The 21,335-nt window shown below is 53.2% G+C and carries 17 protein-coding genes; 7 read left to right on the top strand and 10 right to left on the bottom strand.

Annotated elements, in window-relative coordinates; translation table 11 throughout:
• Positions 1-17: 17 nt before the first annotated feature.
• On the top strand, positions 18-1,292 hold the full coding sequence (locus EQM14_RS03450; protein WP_128741639.1) for a lactate racemase domain-containing protein: 1,275 nt from the start codon (positions 18-20) through the stop codon (positions 1,290-1,292).
• Here the strand turns inward: EQM14_RS03450 and EQM14_RS03455 are convergent.
• A complete protein-coding gene (locus EQM14_RS03455) occupies positions 1,215-2,189 on the bottom strand; it encodes a LysR family transcriptional regulator (protein ID WP_128741640.1) in 975 nt (324 codons plus the stop codon). The genes EQM14_RS03450 and EQM14_RS03455 overlap by 78 nt on opposite strands.
• 213 nt (positions 2,190-2,402) lie before the next feature.
• Between EQM14_RS03455 and EQM14_RS03460 the strand changes: the two genes are divergently transcribed.
• From EQM14_RS03460 to garD, 5 genes are all read left to right on the top strand, one after another.
• Positions 2,403-3,416, top strand: coding sequence for a tripartite tricarboxylate transporter substrate binding protein (locus EQM14_RS03460; RefSeq protein WP_205703196.1), 1,014 nt, complete (start codon positions 2,403-2,405; stop codon positions 3,414-3,416).
• Between the two features lie 74 nt (positions 3,417-3,490).
• Positions 3,491-3,961, top strand: coding sequence for a tripartite tricarboxylate transporter TctB family protein (locus EQM14_RS03465; RefSeq protein ID WP_128741641.1), 471 nt, complete (start codon positions 3,491-3,493; stop codon positions 3,959-3,961).
• 12 nt (positions 3,962-3,973) lie between these two features.
• A complete protein-coding gene (locus EQM14_RS03470; protein ID WP_128741642.1) occupies positions 3,974-5,476 on the top strand; it encodes a tripartite tricarboxylate transporter permease in 1,503 nt (500 codons plus the stop codon).
• 18 nt (positions 5,477-5,494) lie between these two features.
• On the top strand, positions 5,495-6,799 hold the full coding sequence (locus tag EQM14_RS03475; RefSeq protein ID WP_128741643.1) for a lactate racemase domain-containing protein: 1,305 nt from the start codon (positions 5,495-5,497) through the stop codon (positions 6,797-6,799).
• A 23-nt stretch (positions 6,800-6,822) separates the two neighbouring features.
• On the top strand, positions 6,823-8,340 hold the full coding sequence (gene garD, locus EQM14_RS03480; protein WP_128741644.1) for a galactarate dehydratase: 1,518 nt from the start codon (positions 6,823-6,825) through the stop codon (positions 8,338-8,340).
• Between the two features lie 153 nt (positions 8,341-8,493).
• Here the strand turns inward: garD and EQM14_RS03485 are convergent, their stop codons facing one another.
• From EQM14_RS03485 to EQM14_RS03505, 5 genes are all read right to left on the bottom strand, one after another.
• Positions 8,494-9,084, bottom strand: coding sequence for a class II aldolase/adducin family protein (locus tag EQM14_RS03485; protein WP_128741645.1), 591 nt, complete (start codon positions 9,082-9,084; stop codon positions 8,494-8,496).
• A 38-nt stretch (positions 9,085-9,122) separates the two neighbouring features.
• A complete protein-coding gene (otnK, locus tag EQM14_RS03490) occupies positions 9,123-10,391 on the bottom strand; it encodes a 3-oxo-tetronate kinase (RefSeq protein ID WP_128741646.1) in 1,269 nt (422 codons plus the stop codon).
• Between the two features lie 108 nt (positions 10,392-10,499).
• Positions 10,500-11,489: a zinc-dependent alcohol dehydrogenase gene (locus EQM14_RS03495; RefSeq protein ID WP_128741647.1), complete on the bottom strand. Its 990-nt coding sequence runs from the start codon at positions 11,487-11,489 to the stop codon at positions 10,500-10,502.
• 45 nt (positions 11,490-11,534) lie between these two features.
• Positions 11,535-12,860, bottom strand: coding sequence for a GntP family permease (locus EQM14_RS03500; RefSeq protein WP_128741648.1), 1,326 nt, complete (start codon positions 12,858-12,860; stop codon positions 11,535-11,537).
• A gap of 422 nt (positions 12,861-13,282) precedes the next feature.
• A complete protein-coding gene (locus EQM14_RS03505; RefSeq protein ID WP_128741649.1) occupies positions 13,283-15,199 on the bottom strand; it encodes a sigma 54-interacting transcriptional regulator in 1,917 nt (638 codons plus the stop codon).
• Positions 15,200-15,712: 513 nt separating this feature from the next.
• Here EQM14_RS03505 and EQM14_RS03510 point away from each other — a divergent pair.
• Positions 15,713-17,080 (top strand): NAD(P)H-dependent oxidoreductase, encoded by a 1,368-nt coding sequence (locus tag EQM14_RS03510; protein WP_128741650.1) that lies wholly within the window; start codon positions 15,713-15,715, stop codon positions 17,078-17,080.
• A gap of 47 nt (positions 17,081-17,127) precedes the next feature.
• On the opposite strand, the gene EQM14_RS03515 is transcribed toward EQM14_RS03510, so the two are convergent.
• The 4 genes from EQM14_RS03515 to EQM14_RS03530 all read right to left on the bottom strand — a co-directional run bounded on the left by EQM14_RS03515 (position 17,128) and on the right by EQM14_RS03530 (position 21,297).
• Positions 17,128-18,054 (bottom strand): LysR family transcriptional regulator, encoded by a 927-nt coding sequence (locus tag EQM14_RS03515; protein ID WP_128741651.1) that lies wholly within the window; start codon positions 18,052-18,054, stop codon positions 17,128-17,130.
• 125 nt (positions 18,055-18,179) lie between these two features.
• Positions 18,180-19,088, bottom strand: a complete 909-nt coding sequence (locus EQM14_RS03520; RefSeq protein WP_128741652.1) for an AEC family transporter — start codon at positions 19,086-19,088, stop codon at positions 18,180-18,182.
• A 268-nt stretch (positions 19,089-19,356) separates the two neighbouring features.
• A complete protein-coding gene (locus tag EQM14_RS03525) occupies positions 19,357-20,850 on the bottom strand; it encodes a tripartite tricarboxylate transporter permease (RefSeq protein WP_128741653.1) in 1,494 nt (497 codons plus the stop codon).
• Positions 20,851-20,895: 45 nt separating this feature from the next.
• The gene (locus tag EQM14_RS03530) at positions 20,896-21,297 is read right to left on the bottom strand and encodes a tripartite tricarboxylate transporter TctB family protein (protein WP_128741654.1); all 402 of its coding nucleotides are present in this window, start codon (positions 21,295-21,297) and stop codon (positions 20,896-20,898) included.
• Positions 21,298-21,335: the final 38 nt, after the last annotated feature.

Genomic DNA, 21,335 nt, shown 5'->3' on the forward strand with positions numbered 1-21,335 from the left:
CGAAAGGAGGGTCGGAAATGTCCGCATTGACTGGAATGCTGGAAGATTATCAGATCCCGAAAGTCGCGCGCATCAGGCAGCACTTTGACAGAACGGTTTTGGAAAACCCGAGGGAACATCTGCTGCGTCAGCTGTCCGGCGCCCATATCCCCGTCAAACGGGGGGACCGGATCGCGATCACCGGCGGCAGCCGGGGAATTGCGGAATATCGGACGGTGATGAAAGCCGTCGTGGATTATCTCAAGTCCGCCGGGGCCGTGCCGTTTATCGTCCCGGCGATGGGCAGCCACGGCGGCGCCACGGCCGAAGGTCAGAAAAAGATGCTGTGCAATCTGGGGATTTCAGAAGAAACCGTCGGCGCGCCGGTTCTGTCTTCCATGGAGACGGTCGAGGTCTCGCGCACGGATTTCGGGCTGCCGGTCTACATTGATAAAAACGCTTTTGAAGCGGACGGCATTGTCCTTTTAAACCGCGTAAAAACCCATACCTCGATTCGGGAGGAATACCAGAGCGGCCTTTTGAAGATGATGGCGATCGGCCTGGCCAAACACAAGGGCGCGGCAATGACGCACAGCCTGGGACCGGTCAACCTTGGCCCCAATATGGTCCGGGTGGGAAAGGAGGCGCTAAAGCATCTCAAAGTGGTCTGCGGTGTCGCGCTGATTGAAAACGGCTACGAGCAGCTGGCGGACACCTACGTCCTGCGCAAGGATCAGATTCTGGAGGAAGAGCCGAAGATTCTCAAACGTGCGATTTCCATGATTCCGCAGCTTCCTCTGCGCAGCCTGGACTGCCTGATCGTTTACGAGCTCGGGAAGGACGTGAGCGGAACGGGCATGGACCCCGCGATTATCGGCAGGCCGATCAACAGAAGGCCGAACGAGGGCCCCGAAATTAAAAAAATCGGCGTTCTCCGCATTACGCCGAAATCAAATGGGAATGCCAGCGGATGCGGTCTGGCCGACTTTATCAGCGAGCGCATGCGAAGACAGATCAATGAAGAAGCAACCATGATCAACTGTCTGACGGGAATGCACCCTTCGATTGCGAGAATTCCCGCGACCATGCCTACGGACAGACTCGTATTCCAGGGCTGCCTGAAAACCTGCGGAAAGCTTTCCACCGACGAGATCAGGCTCGCCATTGTTCAAAGCACGAAAGCCCTGGAAACGATCTATCTGTCCAAGGCGGCCGTCGAAGCGGTCGAAGACCGGTCAAAAATCGAACTTTGTTCCGATTTTGCCGGCGTCCCGTTTGACGATGCCGGAACTCTGCAGCTGTACGGTTTCTGAAGCCACCCAGTAATCGGCGGCAAGCCGGATGAATTCCTTCGCCGGTCTGCCAAGGTAGCTTTGGCTGCCGTAGCTTGCACATATTTTCCAGGTCGGGCGGCCGGGAAGATAGCAGTACCGGATCTTTTTTTCTTTGCCTTTTAAATAAAGATAGGGGATGATGCCGCAGCAGATGCCCGATTCGATGATCGTCACAATGGCGGGAATCTGGGAGGTTTCAAACAAAACCTTCGGGGAAAAGCCGGCTTTTTGAAAAATGCCGTCGATCAGCGGACGAAACGAGGATTCCTTGTACATTAAAACGAACGGCCTGTCCCGGAAAGGCGTAATGTTGCTGATTTCCTCCGGAAAGTTCACAAGATCCGCGAGCGGGTCGTTTTCCGGGACAGCCAGGCAGATGTCTTCCTCGCAGATGTCGATGTATCGGTTGGTGCTCTTTTTCTGATTGTCGCTCAGCGTTAAAAAGCCGAGATCCAGATCGCCGTTTTCAATCATGATCTGCTGCTTTTTCACGCTGGCTTCGACCGGGGTCACTACGATGTCGGGATATAATCCGTGAAATTTCGGATACACCCTCGTAAACATGGGAATGCCCCGCCCGGGAGTAAAGCCGACGGATAGATTTCCTTTTTTCGTTTCCGCGATATCGCTGATGATCCGATAGGTCTCCCTTTTGATCCGCAGCAGTTCCTTGGCGTTTTTTATATAGACTTCCCCCGCGGGGGTGAGGCGCCAGTTTGTTCTGGACCGGTAAAAAAGGGGAGTCTGCAATTCCCGCTCCAGCTTTAAAAGCTGCTGGTTCAGCGCCGACTGCGTGAGGAACAGCTTTTCCGCCGCTTTGGTGATATTGCACTCGTTGGCTATTTGTACAATATACTCTACCTGTTTTAAGTCCATTTGACCACAGATCCTTTCCACTGTTGGGAAAATTGTCTTAAATACACTTCTGAAAATGCATATCTCATAGCGCTATTATACAATGGCGTAATGAAAAAACGATGAACTATTAGAAATAATAAGAGTTTTCATAAATTTATTAATTTCAAAAAGATTTTAAATTATTGTATACTGTAAACAAATCTTAAATTTTGTTGAGGGAGGAAATAAAAATTGTTTAAGAAACTTTTGTCCGTACTTTTGTCCGCGATGCTGTTCGCTTCGGCGGTGGGCTGCTCTTCCGGCGGGGGAGCATCAAGTTCCGGGGCGGCGTCCGCCGGCGGCAACGCCTCGGGTTCCGCTTCTGAGGTGAAATGGCCCAAAAATGTTCAGATCATCGTTCCTGCGAGCGCGGGCGGAGACAGCGACTACAACGCAAGATTGTTTGCAAACAAACTGTCCAAGAAGTTCGGCTGCAACTTCGTCGTGTCGAATGTCAACGGCAACGGCGGCGCGACCGGCACCCGTCAGGTAAAGGATGCCGCGGCAGACGGCAGTTCCATCCTGTTCTACCACTCGGCGTTTGTTGTCAACCAGCTCAGCGGCACGACCGATTACGGCTTTGATTCCTATGATTTTGCCTGCATTCCCGCCCAGAGCCCCGGGAATGTGGTTACGGTCAGCTCCAAACTTGGCGTTAAATCGCTCCCGGAGCTGTTCGACTACGCGAAAGCGCATCCTGGCAAGCTGAAAATGGCGGCTCAAACCGGCGCGACTTCTTACGCGGTTGCCGTTCTGCTGAAACAGGCCGGACTTGACATCAACATTGTGGACGCGGGCAGCGCTTCCGACCGCCTTGCCGCCCTGGTGGGCGGGCACGTCGACATCATCCTTGCCGGCTACGGTTCCATCAAGGACTATGTCACAAAAGGCGATCTTGTGCCGCTTGCGATGGACGGCGGCAATGACCTGACTGTGGATGGGACGACCATCAAGGCCATCACGAATCAGGGATACGATATCAAGCTTCCTTTCTACTACTTCTTTGCGTTCCCCAAGGGGACGGATCCGAATATGGTTCAGGCCTTTGACGATGCGGTAGAAGACATTGTGAAGAACGACAAGGATTATCAGAACTCCATTGCCACTACTTATTTCCAGGTTCCGACCTTCTACAATTCGAAAGACGGGCTTGCAAAGTTTGACGAAGTGAACAGTATTCTGAAAAATGTTGATTTCAAGGGCTGACGGTTCGTATTGAAATGAGCCCGGCAGACGGCGTTCAGCACCATCCGCCGGGCTTATAGATTGGGGTACATACAATGGATATAAGAAAAAATTTGGGCAGCAATCTGTTTAACATCGTTCTGCTTCTTGTGGGGATCGCGCTGTTCTGTTCGGCTCAGACGATTCAGGCCGGAGCCGTTCTGGGGCAGGGTGCGGACTTCATGCCGAAGCTGATGTCCATCGCGTGGATCGTGCTGAGCGTGATGAATCTGCTCAACGGCTTGAGAGAACCGGAGGGCAAAAAAGAAAACGGCAGCATTAAGCGGTTCCTGCTGACCCTCGCCCTGCTGTTCGTTTACATTTATCTTCTGGATCCGATCGGATTCACGCTGGCATCCATTCTCTACGTTTTTGCTCAGACGCTTCTGTTCGTGCCGAAGGAGAAAAGGAGCGTTAAAAATTACGTTCTGTTCGCAGTTGTTTCCGTGGTGCTTCCGATTGCGATCAATCTTCTGTTCCAGAATGTGTTTTCTCTGATTCTGCCTGAGGGCATGCTTTTTAAGTAAGGGAGTGTTTGTGTGGTACAGGAAGGATTACTGTCCGTTCTGAATGTCAACTGTCTTGTCATCATTCTTCTCGGCGTCGTGGTTGGCATTATATTTGGTTCGATCCCGGGCCTGACTTCGACCATGGGCGTCGCGCTTTGCCTGCCCATCACGTTTTCCATGTCGGCGCTCAACGCGATCGCGCTGCTGGTCGCCGTCGACGTCGGAGGGACATCCGGCGGACTGATTTCGGCCATTCTGCTGAAAATTCCGGGTACGCCGTCCTCGGTGGCGACCGTGTTCGACGGTGCGCCGATGGCGGAGAAGGGTGAGGCCGGTAAAGCGCTGGGAATCGGGATCCTGTATTCGTTCATCGGCACGGTGCTTTCCATCATCGCGCTGATTTTCATCGCCCCGTCGCTGGCGAACGTCGCGCTGAAATTCGGACCGTACGAGCTCTTCGCCATCTGCCTGTTCGCATTGACTCTGATCAGCAGCATGGTCGGCGACAACGTCGTCAAGGGCCTGATCAGCGCCGTAATGGGCATCACGTTTTCCCTGGTCGGCTATGCATCCATCGGCGGGGCGAACCGCTTTACGTTCGGCAGCAAGAACCTTGCAAACGGTTTTGACATGCTCTCCGTGATGATCGGCCTGTTTGCCGTCGCGGAGATTCTCAAGGTCGGCTTTGAAGGGCTGGACGGCAAAAAAGCGATCCTGATGAAATATAAAATGAAGGGCTTCGGCGTTTCGATGCGGGAATTCAAGGAACAGTTCTGGAACATGCTCCGTTCCGCCCTGATCGGCATCGGCATCGGCATTCTGCCGGGAATCGGCGGAGCAACCTCCAACATTGTCGCCTATACGGCCGCCAAATCGCAGAGCAAGTATCCAGAGAAGTTCGGGACCGGCATCATTGACGGCGTCGTAGCGAGCGAGACCTCAAACAACGCTTCGATCGGCGGTTCGCTGATCCCGCTGCTGACGCTCGGCATCCCGGGCGATACGGTCACCGCCATGATGCTGGGAGGCTTGATGCTACACGGCATCACCCCGGGCCCGCTGCTGTTCCAGAACAGCGGCGTTCTGGTGTACGGCGTGTTTATGGCGTTTATCCTCGCTACAATTATGATGCTGGTTGTCGAATACAGCGGAATCCGCCTGTTTATCAAGGTCCTTTCCGTCCCGAAGTACATTCTGCTGCCGGTCATCCTGACCCTGTGCGTCGTTGGTACCTACGGCACAAACCACCGTCTGTTCGATGTCTGGACCGCGCTGCTGTTCGGTGTCCTCGGCTATTTCATGGCGAAATATAAATTCCCCCAGGCTCCGCTGATTCTCGGGTTTGTCCTCGGCTCGATCGTAGAGGAAAATCTCATCCGCGGCATGATGTATGCAAACAATAATTTCTGGGCGTTTTTCCAGTCGCCGATCGCCGCAGTTTTCATGGTCCTCTCCGTCGCGGCAGTTATCTATACGGTTATTAAAGGAGTCCGTTCACACAGCGGAAAAAAGTCGGCGGTCTCCAACGGTTAAGGAGTTCGTGATTTGGCTATGAAAGTGACAAAAGGTGGAAAGGTTTCGGAACTGCTCCAGGGCGTCCCGATTCCCAGGATGTTTCACGCTTCGCAGAAGTTTCCCCGCCCTGCGATTGAGCCGGAGGAAATTCCGGGTGTTATAGCAAAGGAGCTGGGTCAGGAACAGTTTTCATCCCTGATCCGCCCGAAAATGAGAATCGCGATCACTGCGGGCAGCCGGGGAATCCGCAATGTTGACCTCATCACGAAAGCCATCGTCGATTTTGTAAAGGCGAGGGGAGCTTTCCCCTACATTGTTCCCGCCATGGGAAGCCACGGCGGGGCGACCGCGGAGGGACAGCTGGAGATCCTGGCGAGCTACGGAATTACGGAGCGGACGATGGGCTGTCCGATCAAATCCTCCATGGAGGTCGTTCAGCTGGGGGTTTCAGAGCTGGGCCGGCCGGTTATGATCGACAGGAACGCCTACGAGGCGGACGGGATCATCCTGTCCTGCCGGATCAAACCGCACAATGCGTTCCGGGGGCCTTATGAAAGCGGTCCGTGCAAAATGATGGTGGTCGGGCTTGGCAAACAGGCCGGCGCGGAGCAGGTCCATGGAGACGGGATGAACGTTATCTCGAAAAATATTCCCACGATGGCGAAGGTCGTGCTTGAAAAGGCTCCGATTTTATTCGCGGTTCCCTGTGTCGAAAATGCATATGATGAGACATGCCGGATCGAGGCGATTCCGGCAAAGGACATCCTGGCCCGGGAGCCGGAACTTCTGAAATTTGCTTTTGAAAATATGCCGAAGTTGATCGTCGGCGAGTGCGACGTGCTCGCCGTCGACGAAATCGGCAAGAATTACAGCGGGACGGGCGTGGACCCGAACATTACGGGCACATTTTCCACGCCGTTCGCAACAGGCGGCATCAGGGTCCAGCGGACGTGCTTTTTAAACCTCAGCAAAGCGTCGCACGGCAACGCGCTGGGCACCGGCCTTGCCAATGCCATTACAAGAAAGATTTTCGACGAAATGGATGTCGAAAAAATGTATCCCAACTGCATTACCAGCACCGTTCTGGCTTCCGCGCGGATTCCCTGCGTCGTCGCGGACGACAGGGAAGCGTTTCAAATCTGCATTCGAACCTGTACCGGCGTGGATCGCGGCAAAATGCGCATCGTTTATATTGCCAACAGCCTGCATATCGACAGAATCATGCTCTCCGAGGCTTATTATCATGATGTTGTGGCAGGAAAATACCCCGGCTTGGCCGCGCTGGATGAACCTCAGGACCTGCTTTTTGACGAAAGCGGCAATGTCCTGACTAAAATATAAGCTAACTGAGGAGGCATGGAGCCTTGATAGGTCCCTTGTGCATCAAGATCAAAGATGTTGATAATGTCGCCATAGCAGTCAAAAACATAGTGGCCGGCACCACCGTAATGGACGGTGTGGCCGCCAATCAGGATATTCCGCAGGCCCACAAAATCGCTTTGTGCGACATTCCAAAGGGCGGAGAGATCATCCGATACGGCGTTGTGCTTGGGTACGCAGTCGATCCGATCCGCAAAGGGGACTGGGTCAATGAAAAAATGCTGGTACTCCCGACGCCCCCCGATGTGGACAATATGCAGTTTGGAACCAATATTGTTACAAACCTCCCGGAGCCGCCGGTGCGAACCTGGATGGGGTACCGCAATCCGGACGGGGGATACGCCGGGACGCGGAACATCCTGGGCATCAATACGACGGTGCAGTGCGTCACGGGCGTGCTGAATGTCGCCGTTGAAAGAATAAGAGCCGAGCTGCTGCCCCAATATCCGAATGTGGACGGCATTGTGCCGGTCAACCACTCCTACGGCTGCGGTGTGGCGATCAACGCGCCGGAGGCGAAAATCCCGATCCGCAGCCTGCGCAATCTGTCCAAACACCCGAATTTCGGCGGCCAGCTGATGGTTGTGGGGTTGGGCTGCGAAAAATTTACGCCGGCGATGCTGATGGACGAAAAAGACCTCTCGCCGGAAAACCTCATCATTCTTCAGGAATACAAGGGCTTTGACGCGATGGTCGCGGCCCTGATGGAAATGGCGGACAGAAAGCTGAAAATCCTGAACGAGCGCAGGCGGGAGGAGCTTCCTCTGTCGGAACTTGTCATCGGGATGCAGTGCGGCGGCAGCGACGCGTTTTCGGGCGTGACCGCGAACCCAACCGCCGGCTACGCCGCGGATATGCTGGTAAAAGGCGGCGCCACCGTGCTGTTCTCCGAAGTGACGGAGGTCCGCGACGGAGTGTATCTTCTCGGACAGCGGTGCATCAGTGAAGAAGTCGGCAGAAAACTGGCGGCCGAAATGAAGTGGTACGACAATTACCTGATCGAGGGCAATGTGGACCGCAGTGCGAATCCGACCCCGGGCAATAAAAAGGGAGGACTTTCCAACATTGTGGAGAAGTCGATGGGGTCCATTGCCAAGTCCGGCGCCTCGCCGATTGTGGAGGTTCTGTCACCGGGCGAGCGCCCGACGAAAAAAGGACTGATTTACGCAGCCACTCCCGCGAGCGACCTTGTGTGCGGCTCCTGCCAGCTTGCGTCCGGAATCGGAGCGCAGGTGTTTATGACGGGGCGCGGTACGCCGTACGGCCTTGCCGCGATTCCCGTAATTAAAGTGTGTTCCAGAAACGAGCTGAAGGAACAATGGCCCGATCTGATCGATTTTAACGCCGGTCCAATCGCAACTGGGGCCGCGACGATTCCGGAGATGGGCGAACTGCTGTTCCGGCAGATCCTCGATATTGCGGGCGGGAAAGAGAAGAGCTGCGCGGAAAAATATAAAATACATAACGACTTTTGCATTTTCAATCCGGCGCCGATTACCTAAGCCGGGTCCATCGAAAACTGTACCAATTCAAAAGGCCGCTGTAAAGCGGCCTTTTGTGCGTTATTTTGTCCTCTGACCGGCGGCATCTTCCCCAAAGCCGGCTTTTCGCCGGAGATGCTGTTTGAAACCTCCCGGGATCCCCGGGTGAAGGGACTATTTCAACCCAACCCGATACAGTTCCCACGCAATACGGGCGCTTTCCTCCAATTCCTCTAAACAGTAAAAAGCGTCCATGATCGTCTTACCCGGAACGACCGGCCCATGATTTTTCAGCAGGAACCCTTCACTTGCGTTGATTCGTGCACGAAATGCTGAAAAAAGCGCTTCGGAGCCGGGTTTCTCATAGGGGATTATCCCCACCGTTCCGAGTTTCATTTGTAGGTAGGGTGTGTGCCGGGGGATACAGTCTGTCTCGCAAAGAGAAGGGACAAAGCTCCACAGCACGCAGTGGATGCTGTGGGTGTGAATGACTGCGCCAATTTCCGGGGACTTTTCATAAAGCGTCAGGTGCAGCGGCCATTCCTTGCTGGGCTTTTGGGAAGAAAGAGGTGTTCCATCCAAAGAAAGCGGCACAAAATCATTTTCACTTATCTTTCCAAAACACGAGCCGCTGACGCTAATGTAAATCCGATCGTTATGCCGAAAACTCATGTTGGCCGAAGACCCGCTGGTTTTTCCCCGCTCAAACAGGCTGTGCGCCGCCCAAACGGCAGTCTGTCGTTTTTCCTGCAATATATCCATCATGTCCTCCTGTCTCAGACGGTTGTCTTCCGTCGGATTTTTCACTGCTTCGCTGTCATGGCCAGAGCACGCCCAAAGAAGTCCTCTTGACCGAAGTTTCCGCTTTTGAGGATCAGTCGTATGTCCGGCCGCTCAACTGGGACCATGATTGGTACTCCTGGCGCGACGCTTTGCCCCATCCAGTAAGAAGAAAAGCCAAGCTTCTTCGTAACCGCGCCCGAGGTTTCACCTCCTGCGGAGATGATCCTGGTATATCCCGCAGTCACCGCGCGAGCCGCCAGTGCGGCGATGAGGTTTTCTATCGCTGTGGCCACCGCTTCAATGCCCAGTTCCTGAGATTTTTTCACCTTTTCGGGCGTATCGGAGCTATACACCAGAACGGTATTTGTGTCGCTGCTATGTGCCTGAATAAATGTCCAGACATCTTCTATGGTTTGGCGACCTTCCAGCACTTTCCTGGGTTCGAGCTGACAACAGGGCTGTCCCTGCCGCCGATACCACGCGATCTGGCCAAGGGTAGCCTTTGAGCAGCTTCCCGCCAATAGCAGGGCCCGGCCTGCTGTCGTGTTCTCAGGTATTTTCGCTGGCAAAGAGAGCTTTTTCGTCCAGATCTTCGCCAATGGCTCCAGCAATCCGCTGCCGCCGGACAAAAAGGGCAGATGGCTGAATGCGGCGGCGATCTTTTCGCCGTCTTCATCAACTTTATAATCGGGGACCAGGTAGAACGGCCCCTTTGAGGGAGCTTTTTGCGCGAAATCAGTCAGTTGGTCCACTCTCAAAGAGACACAGGGATATTGGCTTTGCGGTTCCATCAGCTTGTCGATTCTGCAGTCCCACATGGGAGTGAGAGGGTGGTCCTTCATGTGACTTTCATGCAGAGGCACCCCATTCACCATCAGCTTCCCATCTTCCACCGTTCTTCCGTTGACCGGAAGCGCGGGGCACAGAAGGGTATAGGGAGCGTCCAGATACTGCATCAACGCATCGGCCACCGGTCCGATATTTCCCGCTGGTGTGGAGTCAAAGGTGGAACAATATTTGAAATAGATCTGATTCACGCCCTGCGAAAGTAAAAAACGTGCGGCCTCAAGGCTGTCGGCCACAGCGTCTTGCGTCTTCTGTGTTCTGGATTTCAGCGCGATAACCAATGCTTGTGTTTGATCCGGCTGCCCTTGTCTGTCGCATGTCTCTGGGAGACTTCCTCGTGGAACTCCGTTATAAAGCCGGACACTCATGCCTCCCTTTACCAGAAAAGAAGCCGCATCACTGGCGCCGGTAAAGTCGTCGGCGATGCATCCCAACACTGCCATCGTATTCCTCCTTTTCAAACAGCGGCTTCACGCGGAAAGCGCAGGAAAAGCCGATGGAAGCGCATCGGCTTTTCTGATTTTCCATACACTTTCGTTTCTATTTTAATCCTATGGGCGGAAACAGATCTTGACCGCGGTGTCATCCTTATCGGCCAGCTCGAATCCCTGCCGGATCTCATCCAGTTTAAATTCGTTTGTAATCAGCGGCTTAATCTGTATCATCCCTTGGGCGACCGGCCGCAGGGCCTCCGGTGTCCACACATAGCGCTGCTGCCAAGTATGATGCACCAGACAGGTGTTGATGAATTCCAGCCCGTCGTCATGCCAGCGGCTGATATTCAGCGTAATCGGCGTCGTAACCCAGCTGTAAAATACAAATTTCCCGTTGTGGCGAAGCATCTCGGTCGCCGCGTTAAAGGAATCTTCGCTTCCGGCGGCTTCTATCACAACGTCGGCACCGGTACCCCCCGTCATTTTTTTCACTCGGGCAACGGGGTCCTCATTGCCCAGCTGGATCACTTCGTCCGCCCCTAGCTTTTTTGCAAGGCGCAGCTTGCCCTCCAGAACATCGACGACAACCACGCAGGAGGCGCCCTTCTTTTTTGCGCACTGGGCGATGATCTGGCCCGCGAAGCCGCCGCCCATGACCACGACAAAATCCCCCAGGTTTACGCCGCAGTGCAAACCGGAATACATGGCGCATGCGACGGGTTCCCCCAACGAGGCGATGTCCATATCCAGATTGTAGGGGACCGGCTGGAGTTGGAAGCTTTTTGCGCGGAAATATTCGGCAAAATTATTGCACCAACCGAAGGCCATCACCCTGTCGCCCACGGCGAAATCGCTTACCCGGCTGCCTACGGCCGCCACGGTCCCCCCGCTTTCATGTCCCAACAGAAACGGGAACTTTGGGTCCTGGCGGAATTCCGCCGTCTTGGGCGGCAGTTTTCCCCTGTAGAAGCTTTTGTCGGAGCCGCAGATTCCCATGCGGTGGTTCTTCACGATAATATCGTCTTCCCCGCATTCCAACTCGCGCTCGATCAGTTCGATGTCATACGGTCCATTCAGACGGGCCGCATTTGTGATGAATTTTTCCATAGATAGTTTACAATGTCCTTTCTGTCTTAATTTGTGAGGACCTGCCTAAATGACTTTTGCAAAACTCAGGATACAAGTGACAACGGCACCGGTGAAACCTGCGACCGTAGAGGCCACCCCCACGCCGCGAAGCCCCTGTTTCACGTCCATGTTTGACATGGAGACCGTGACCCAGAATCCGGAGGAATTGGCGTGCTTGAACATCAGAGCGCCAGTCCCGCAGCCGAGGAACGCCGCCAACGGCGAAATTCCGAACGCCCCCAGCATCGGCTGCACCAGGGCCGCCGCCGTCATGACTCCAAGAGCGTTGGAACCGGTGATCACATGGATCAGCGCCGCGATCAGGATGGGAACCAGAATCGCCGGGAAAGAAGAGCCGGCGACCATTTTGGCGATCGAGTCCGCAACTTTGCTTTCTTTGACAAACCATGCGAGCGCTCCCCCCATGCCGGTCACGATAATCGGCATGGCCGCGCTCCTGCAGGCCGTCTCCACCCAGTCGTTCAATACTTCTTTCGTTTTCCATTTCTTTCCCGTCAGCACCAAGGAAAAAATGCAGCCGCTGAACAACGCGGCAAGCGGGCTTCCAATGAAGTCCATAACGTTTGTGAAGCGGGAGTCTTTCGCCACAATATTCGAGACGGTGTCGATTCCGATCAGAACCAGCGGAAGAAGGATCGGCAGAAGCGACATGCCAAGGCTGGGCAGGCTCTTCTCATCCGTCTCTTTTGCGGCGTTGACATATTCGGGCTTCGGCAGAACCGGCGTTTTCAGGGTTCTGCAATAGAGAATGGCGGCGATCGTGCTGGGAATTGCGACGATGGTGCCCCAGAGGATCGCTTGGCCGAGTGGAACCTTCAGCAGGGCCGCCGCCGAAACGGGACCGGGCGTGGGCGGTACTAAGGAAGCCGTAATCAGTGCGCCCATATACAGGGCGGTCCCGTAGCTCATCATGGATTTTTGGGTTTGGACGGCGAGCAGGGAAACGATCGGGATCAACAGAATGACGACGTCATCCGCAAAAATCGGAATTCCGAGGATGAACGAGCTTAGTCCGATTGCCCAGATAATGTTCTTCTCCCCGACGAGGTTGACCGCCCACTTGGTGATGCGGACCGCCGCGCCGGTCTTCTCCAGAATCGTGCCGAGAATGCAGCCGAGAAATATGACGATTGCAACGCTTTGAATGGTACCGGCAAAGCCGGTATTAATGTCATCTTCGATTTCAGACCAATTGTAACCCAGGCCGATCGCCAGAACGATGGCGGCGATCAGAATTCCGATTCCTGGATGGACGTGAAATCTTGAGATCAGGACAATCATCATGACAATGACAACTGCAAATACAATTAAGACATATGCGCTTGACATTTGCGATTCCTCCTCCAAAGTCTCCGGAAGACAAACGTCATTGGCCGAATTTCTGAGATTTCCTCTGAATGGAGGCGGGCCGGACATCCATAAAGGCGGAAAAGGTAGATTCAGCATTCTGCGCGATTGAATCCGGATGATTTCATAATGGGAGGAAAGCAAATTTCGTGCCATGTCATATCTAATTAGATGGAGAATTCGCCGCGGCGCCATTCAAAATTTCGTCTGCGGGGTTTTTCATATAATGTTTTAATAATAACAATAACAAAAAATAATAAAAATATAAAAAATTTTCCAACCCCAAGCCCTAATCTGCGAAAAGAGAACGAAGCGCCTCACCAATTTCATTTATTGGCCTGTGGACCGCCGGACGGTGTTGCAGAATCGACGATTTTCCATGTATGCAGCATACATGCAACAGCCTATTCCCCTGGATACAGGCCCGGGTACTTTTTCATTTTTCGCCAGAGAGTCGTGCGATCCCAGCCGAGCAGCTGGGCCGCCTGGGTTCGGTTTCCACCGCAATTTTGCAATGCCTTGCGAATCAAATCTTTCTCTTTCCCGGCAGACATCTTTATCCGGGGATTCCGATCTTGAGCGGTCCGTTCCGCTATCGCGGAGTCGACATCCGGCGGATACAATGCCTGTTCCAGATCATCACACGAGATGATTTCCTTCCCCAACGCCCCAACACGTTCCGCAATATTTGCAAGCTCGCGGACATTGCCCTGAAAGGGGTAATGATACAGGAGGCTGAACGCCTTTGGATTGACACAAGGTTCTTTTCCGCCCTGATATTTTTGCAGGAAATGCAAAAACAACAACTTTACGTCTTTTCCCCTGCTGCGGAGGGGCGGGACGAAAATGCGCAGGACATCCAGCCGATAAAGGAGATCCCGGCGAAAACGGCCCTTTTCCACTAAATCGTTCAAGTTCCTGTTGGTTGCGGATATAATGCGCACGTTGACGGAAATAACCTTGTCGTCTCCGATCCGCCGGACTTCCCGCTCTTGCAGGGCACGTAGTAATTTTGTTTGGACGGACAGGGAAATTTCCGAGATTTCATCCAGAAACAGGGTTCCATTATGGGCCTGCTCGAACAATCCCATTTTGCCACCCTTGTGCGTTCCCGTAAAAGCACCTTCCACATAGCCGAACAATTCGCTTTCCAGCAGATTTTCCGGGAGGGCGGCGCAGTTGACGGCTACGAATGGTCCGTTGCTGCGGGTGCTCGCATTATGGATGCTTTGGGCAAAAAGCTCTTTCCCTGTGCCAGTTTCCCCCACGAGAATAATATTAGATTCTGTCATGGCATAACGTTTCGCGGTCTGGATGGTCCTTTCGATGGAAAAGTCTTCATGAATAATATCCTGAAACGTGTACTTCGCACATAGCCCTTTGTCGCTCAGCTTCCTTCGGATCTGTCCCTCTAATCTCTGAATCCGGGTGATATCGGAAAGATTGATGACGACGCCCGTCACCTGCCCGTGGACTACAACAGGGATAAAACTGCACGCCACCGTGATTTCTTTTCCGGGAATCCGGTAGATCTCATCGATGGATTCCATGCCCGTTTTTAACACCTGTTGACAACTTTTGACCAGAAATGGGAAACTTTCCTGGAGCGGATGATTTAAAACCGGAATTTCATCTGCAAATTCACGCGCAACGTGGTTATACACATGGATAATCCCGTCCCGGCCGACATGAAGGATCCCTTCTTTGGAGGAATTAATGATGGTCCTGTAGGATTCTGCCCGCTGCCGCTCCGCCCGCATCAGATCCATTGTGTGAACGGCTTCATTGACCGCGCGGTTGATATTGTCCTCCCCCAAGCGGATAATGCTGGAAGGGATTTTCAAATCTTCCGCGGCCTGCTGGATAAAATAGCCGCCGATCACGGCCTGACAGCCAATCTCCTTCGCCTTGATGAGAATCTGGATCAGCTGCCTGTAATTTTGAGTCTGGTAGACTTCCGCTTCGCACCCGAACATCCGGGCGATTTCCTGTACCTCATACAGCTCCGTAAAAAAACCGCAGATCGCGACACGTTGCGGTTTGTATTTTTCCCGGCATTCCGCCAGTGCATGGACAATATCGTAGCCAGACATCGACAGTTCCACGATTGGAAGCTCGGGATACAGTTTTCTTACCCGGATCGCCGTATAACCGCGGGCGATGACGATGTCGTATTCCTTAGGGTCCACCATCGGAGTCTTATCCACTCGTGTCAGTTCCGTCGTAACGGACAGACGCGAGCTGTCCGGGTGCCGACTGATCACATTGACGACTTTTTCCTTGAGTTCCGGATAGGGAACAAAAAATAGAATGCGAATCAATCGATTGCCTCCTAAACGCAAAAGTTGTGATAACGTTGCAATGCTACACCCCTGCAACAGAAAAGTCAAGAAGGCTATTGTTTAAATTCATAAAATATGTTATTTGCAAAGCTGAAATTTGTAATTTATATGAATCCACACCTGGATGGTGATCCGATTTTGCTCTCGGAGCCCTTTGGCATAAATCTTGCTCAGAATAACTAATGCGGGCCAATTTAATTTTAAGATAAGGAGCGGGGACTCTGATGTGTCGACATCTTTTTTAAAAATTCCAGGGGCAAACCGTCTAGGCGGCCGCCATTGGAGCCGGCCATTTGGGGGCTGTGGCCGTAATCTGTCGGAGGGGTCCCCATTCTATTAGAAATCTCTTATCGCGGCCGACCGAAGTCCGGAAAATGCAAAAAGGCGTTTCAGCGTACCATCATCCGCTGAGGGCGGAGTTTCTGACCGGCGCTCAGAGGCCGGGCAGATTTTGCTATATTAAATAACTACTAAATAGGAGATAAATCATTTATGGATTATACGAATCTGTTTCACCGCAAAGACGGCAAAAAATCAAAGGTGGGCATTATCGGGGCGACCCGCGGATACGGCTACACATTGCTTGCCCAGATCCCAAAGGTCAGACTGATGGAACTACGTGTCATCTGCTCCAGACATTCCGATGAATGTCTGAACGTACTCAGGGAAATCGGATACGACGAGGACAAGATCGTTGTCTGTGAAGATAAAGCGCAGGTCGAGAGTGCTCGCGAGGATGCGATTCTCATCGTAAGCGATTACCGCTTTGTTATGGAGAGCGGCATCACGGCGCTTGTGGAGTGCACCGGAAATACTGCGGTCAGTTCTGATGCCGCCCTTGCGGCCCTGAGGAAGGGGATTAATGTCTATATGGTTTCGAAAGAAACCGACAGTGTATGCGGGCCGCTACTGAATCAGGTGGCCGCGCAAAGCGGAGCCGTATATGCCCTTGTCAACGGCGATCAACCACGCAACCTTCTGGATCTTTACTCCTGGGCTAGGCTGCTGGGTTTGGATGTGGTAGCGGCGGGAAAGTCTAGCGAATATGACTTTGTTTGGGACAGGGAAACCGGAGAGTTTACCTGCACGGATGGCAGCGGAATCAGTGAAAACCTTCCCGAAATGCTGGAGCATTGGCGCTATCGCGGTCCGGAAACGCTGAAGGCGCGCCACAAGCTATTGGAAAAGTTCACCGGAGTGGTTTCTGCCGATTTGTGCGAGATGAATTTGGTCTCTAATATCACCGGCATGGTGCCCGCTTCGCCGTTTTTGAGCTATCCTGTCGCCAAAATCAGCGAGCTTGCCAACATTTTCGTTCCCGAAGAGGATGGCGGTATTCTCAAGCGTACCGGCGTTGTAGATGTGTTTTACAATTTGAGAGGTACCGACGAAGCCAGCTTTTGTGGCGGAGAGTTTATCGTCGTCAGATGCGAGAACGACAGGATGTGGGAGATCCTCAGGAGCAAGGGGCACGTCATGAGCAGCAACGGTAAGTACGCCTGCATCTATTCCCCCTATCACTACATGGGGATGGAGACGCCAACTTCCATTTTATTGGGAGATTTGATGGGCATTGGCACTCATCCGGAGTGCCGTCAGGTGTCGGTATTGGCGGGTGTGGCGCAGAGGGATTTCCCCAAAGGCACTGTGCTTAAGGTCGAAGGACATCATCATGCGATTAAAGGACTTATTCCGCAGCTTATCGAAAGAAAATTGAGTGGGAATCTGGCGCCTTTCTATCTTCTCAACAACGCTGTCTTGCTCAATGATGTGAAGAAGGGCGAGCCGATTACGATTCATGATGTCGATTTATCGCAACTGGAAACTTATAAGCTATATATGCAAGGCCTGGGTTTATAACTCCGCTTTGGAGCATGTCAGACCGCACGGTCCACCGGTCGGAATCGCTATTCCCCGATCTTCGGGCGGTTTTCCTGTTCAAAATATTCCTTTGCCAGCTCGGTGAAGCGCTTTGCCGGATTGCTCAGGTAACGGTTTGCCCGGTAGCAGGCGCACAGGGCCCAGGAAGGGCGGTCGAACAGCCGAAAACACGCGACATCCCGCCTGTTCCTGACATAATAGTACGGCAGGATGGAACAGCTGAGGCCGTTTTTCACCATGGAGATATTGGCCCGGTTGCTGGCCGTCGTGAGAAATACTTTCAAATCGATTCCGTGCTTGACAAAAAGGGAATCGATCACTTTTCTCTGCGTGGATTCCTTGTACATCAGGCTGAATGTCAAGTCTTTCAGCCGCTCCACTTCCAGTACGGTCAAAGGCTTTCCGGGCGGGGCGGCCAGCTCGGAAAGCGGGTGTGACAGCGGCACGATGAAAACGAACTCCTCTTTTAAAAGTGGCTTCAGGACCAGTCCCGGAAGATTCTCCGCTGTCAGAGAGACAAAGCCCAGATCCAGCTCTTCGTTCTGCAGCATTTCCAGCTGCTTTTTTACCCCTATTTCCCTCGGGCGAACCACAACTTCCGGGTAAGCCTGATAGAACTCCGGATAAACGGACATAAACATCTCCATGCCGCGTTCGGGCGCGAAAGCCAGGGACAGCGTCCCTTTCTGGCGATCGGTCAGGTCCTGGATCTTGCTGTACGCTTCGTTCTTGAGGCTTAACATGCGTTTTGCGTATGCAACATAGACTTCCCCTGCTTTCGTGAGGAAAAAGTTATTGTGGGAGCGGACAAAAAGCTGAGTGCCAAGCTCGTTTTCCAGCTTCAGCAGCTGCTGATCCAGCGCGGACTGGCTGATAAAGAGCTTGTTGGCAGCCTTTGTAATCCCGCCTTCCTCCGCGATAGTGAGGATGAAGCTGATCTGTTTCGTATCCATGGCATCTCTCCGTTCCGTTTTGAGCTGTCGTATCCCGATTCTATTTTGCCCAATCGACGCAAAAAGCGCAATATAAAAATCAATCCCGGCCGGAGCGGTCCGAAAGTCCGCGGGTCGGGTGCAGTTCACAGAAAAAACGTCAGCGCCGGAATCGTGAAAAGGCTGAGCAGGGTCGTGACAAAGATGCATTTGGAAGCAAAGCAGGAGTCCGCCCCGTACTTTTCGCCGAGGATCGCCGTCGTGGAACCGATGGGCATACCGGTCAGAACAACCGCCACGGCGGTCGCCAGCTGATCAAACCCGATTGCTTTCAAGGCGATCAGCGCGCACCCCGGCAGAAAAATCAGGCGGATGAAGGAAAGAAGCAGAGCGTCTTTGCTGAAAATGGTTTTCAGGTCGACTTCCGCCAGAATGGACCCCACGACGATGATGGAGATTGCCGTTGTGCAGTTGCCCATGCTGGAAATAGCGGTATCCACAAAGCCCGGCAGGGGAATTTTCAGCAGCATGCGGAGAAGGCCGAGCTCCACCGCGATGATTCCCGGATTCAGCCAGACGTCGCGGACCCAGTTGCAGCTCTTTCCCTTTTGGAACATGGAAACTCCCGCGCTCCACATAAAAATGCGGTTCGGAATAATAAAAATGGACGCGTAAAACAGCCCGGTCGCGCCGTAGGCGCTCTGAATCACGGGCAGGCCGGCAAAGCCGGAATTTGCGATCAGAGTTCCGTAGCGCAGAATGCTCGCCTTTTCCTGCGGGTAGCGGCGATAGACCAGCCAGCCTGTAAACCACGCGAAAAAGCTAAGGGCAAACGCCACGGCCAGAATCGCGGCGGCGGAAATCAACTGTTGAGCGGAGATCTCCTGATGAAAGGAGTTGAACACCATGCAGGGCAGGAGGACCGTGACCAGCAAGTTGGAGATCCCGCCGCGCACGGGCTGTGTGATCACTCCGAGCTTCTGCATCAGATATCCCACGGCAAGATAGACGAACAGGGAGGCCTGAACCTCCGACATCACTAAAAATTGATTCATTTTATAATACGAAAAGGAACAGCCCGGCAGAGAAGCTCTTTGCAGGCTTTCTCAGGCTGTCCTTGGGATGGGACCCGGAAAGCGGGATGAGCCTTTCCCGGATCGTGAATGACGGCGGAAAGCCGCAACGGCATTCCGGCGGTGATGGATTACCGGCCTATGTAAGACCGCAGGAAAGCTCCTTCCGTCCCGCCGGCGGAGGGAGTTTCCGGTGTGAAGAACCGGTGAAAATATGCTGGCAAAAGGATGCCGGGATCGTTCCCGGACGTTATTGCTGCGCCTGTGAAGCGGCCTTCCTTTTGTCTTTTCGGTCGGAAACAACTGCATATGCGATAGAAAGAATAATAAACAGCCAAAGGACCCAGCAAATTGGCCCGCGGGTGAAGAAGATGGACAAACGGCCGCTGGAACCCTTGATTGCGTCCACGAAATATTTCTCTAGATCTCCGCCAAGAATGAATCCGATCAGGAACGGGGTGGTAGGCAGCTTCAGTTTATCGAAAACATATCCGAGGATTCCGAAGATAATGAGGCTCCACATGTCGAACGCAACGCCGTTGTTGCCCGCATAAGCGCCGATGATGCAGGCCAGAATGATCACCGGATAAAGCCGCTGCTTGGGGACATAGACGATCTTTGAAATATACTTGATGGGGAAGAACATGACGACAAACATATAAAGGTTGCACAGAAGCATTGCCCATAGAATCGCGTTCCAAAGTTCCGGGTTCTGCGAGATAAACAGGGGGCCAATCTGCATGCCCTGCAGGGCGAACGCGCCGATCAGCACCGCCGTGGTGGAGTCGCCCGGAATCCCCATGGAAAGGAGAGGGATCATTGCCCCGCCTGTCATCCCGTTATTCGCAGTTTCACTGGCGATCACCGCTTCCGGAAAGCCGGTCCCATATTTTTCAGGATGTTTGGAAAAGTTCTTGGCCTGGGAATAAGAAAGCAGACTGGCCGCGCTGCCCCCGACTCCGGGGAGGAGACCGGTGAAAGTACCCAGCAGGGCGGAGCGAAGCACGTTGACGGTTTGGCCCTTGAAATCGCGGAAACTGAACTTTATGGTATTTTGCATGACGGAATCATCAATGACGTTCTTCTTCATGCCGGTTTCCGCCTCGGCAAACATCTGCCCCAGGGCGAACAGCCCGATGATGACCGGGAGCAGTGAAAAGCCGTAAATCAGGGGTTCGCTCAGAAAACCGGGAACCATGCGCAGTTTGTTGTTGTCGTCGAAAGTGCCCATCAGCGCAATCAGCACGCCGAGAAAGCCCATGAACACGCCCACCAGCATCTGCCCCTTGGACAGTGCGGCGATGATGGTCAGGGCGAACAGAATCACCAGAAATTTCTCCACCGCAGAAAATTTCAGGGCGAGCGCCGCCAGCGGAGGAGTAAACAGGGCGAGGCAGATCAGGCTGATGAGGCCGCCGAGCAGCGAGGCGGTGATGCCGAGCTTCAGCGCGCGTTCCCCTTCTCCCCGGCGCGCCATCGGGTACCCGTCGAAGCAGGTGGTGATGGAGGCGGGCGTGCCCGGAATGTTGATCAGAATGGCGGGGATCAGGCCGCCGGAGATGCCGCCCACATAGAGGCCCAGCAGAAGGAACAGGGAGGTTTGTATGTCGTAGGCGTAAGTAAGAGGCAGAAAAATGGCGACGGCCATCGTCGCGGTCATCCCCGGGATGGCGCCGAACACGAGTCCGGCGACGACTCCCAGAAGGGCCATTGTGATATGAGTAAATGTAAATATTTCCAGCATGGCGTTCTCCTTTATAATATTAACATGATCTTAACCTATTTGCAATCACGGAAGAGTGATATTGAACAGGACGCCAAAGAGATACCACAGCCCGAAGACGGAAATAATTGTGCTGGCCGCTGAAATCAAAAGCGATTTTGGTTTAAAAGTCCCGCAAAACAAGACATTGAATCCGAAAATGCAGAGAAGGCTGGCTATGATAAAATGAATCTGCTCCAGCAAAAAAACATAAATAATTAAAAGCCCGATGGAGCCGAACAGCTTCAGTTTATCATAGTTCTCCACAAAGAAATGGCGGCCTTCCGCTACGAGCGGCTGTTTGGCGCGAACAGCCCTGACCACTTTTGGTATCACAATGCAGATTCCTAAAACAATCAGAAGGGTAATAATAATCTTTGGGAAAAACATCTCTGAAGTGGCAAAATTGTATTTGTAAAACTCTATCATATACTCTCCTTTTTCCGAACAGCCCCCCTGGGGGTTTT

It is taken from the genome of Caproiciproducens sp. NJN-50 (genome assembly GCF_004103755.1).
Classification (GTDB): Bacteria; Bacillota; Clostridia; order Oscillospirales; family Acutalibacteraceae; genus Caproicibacter.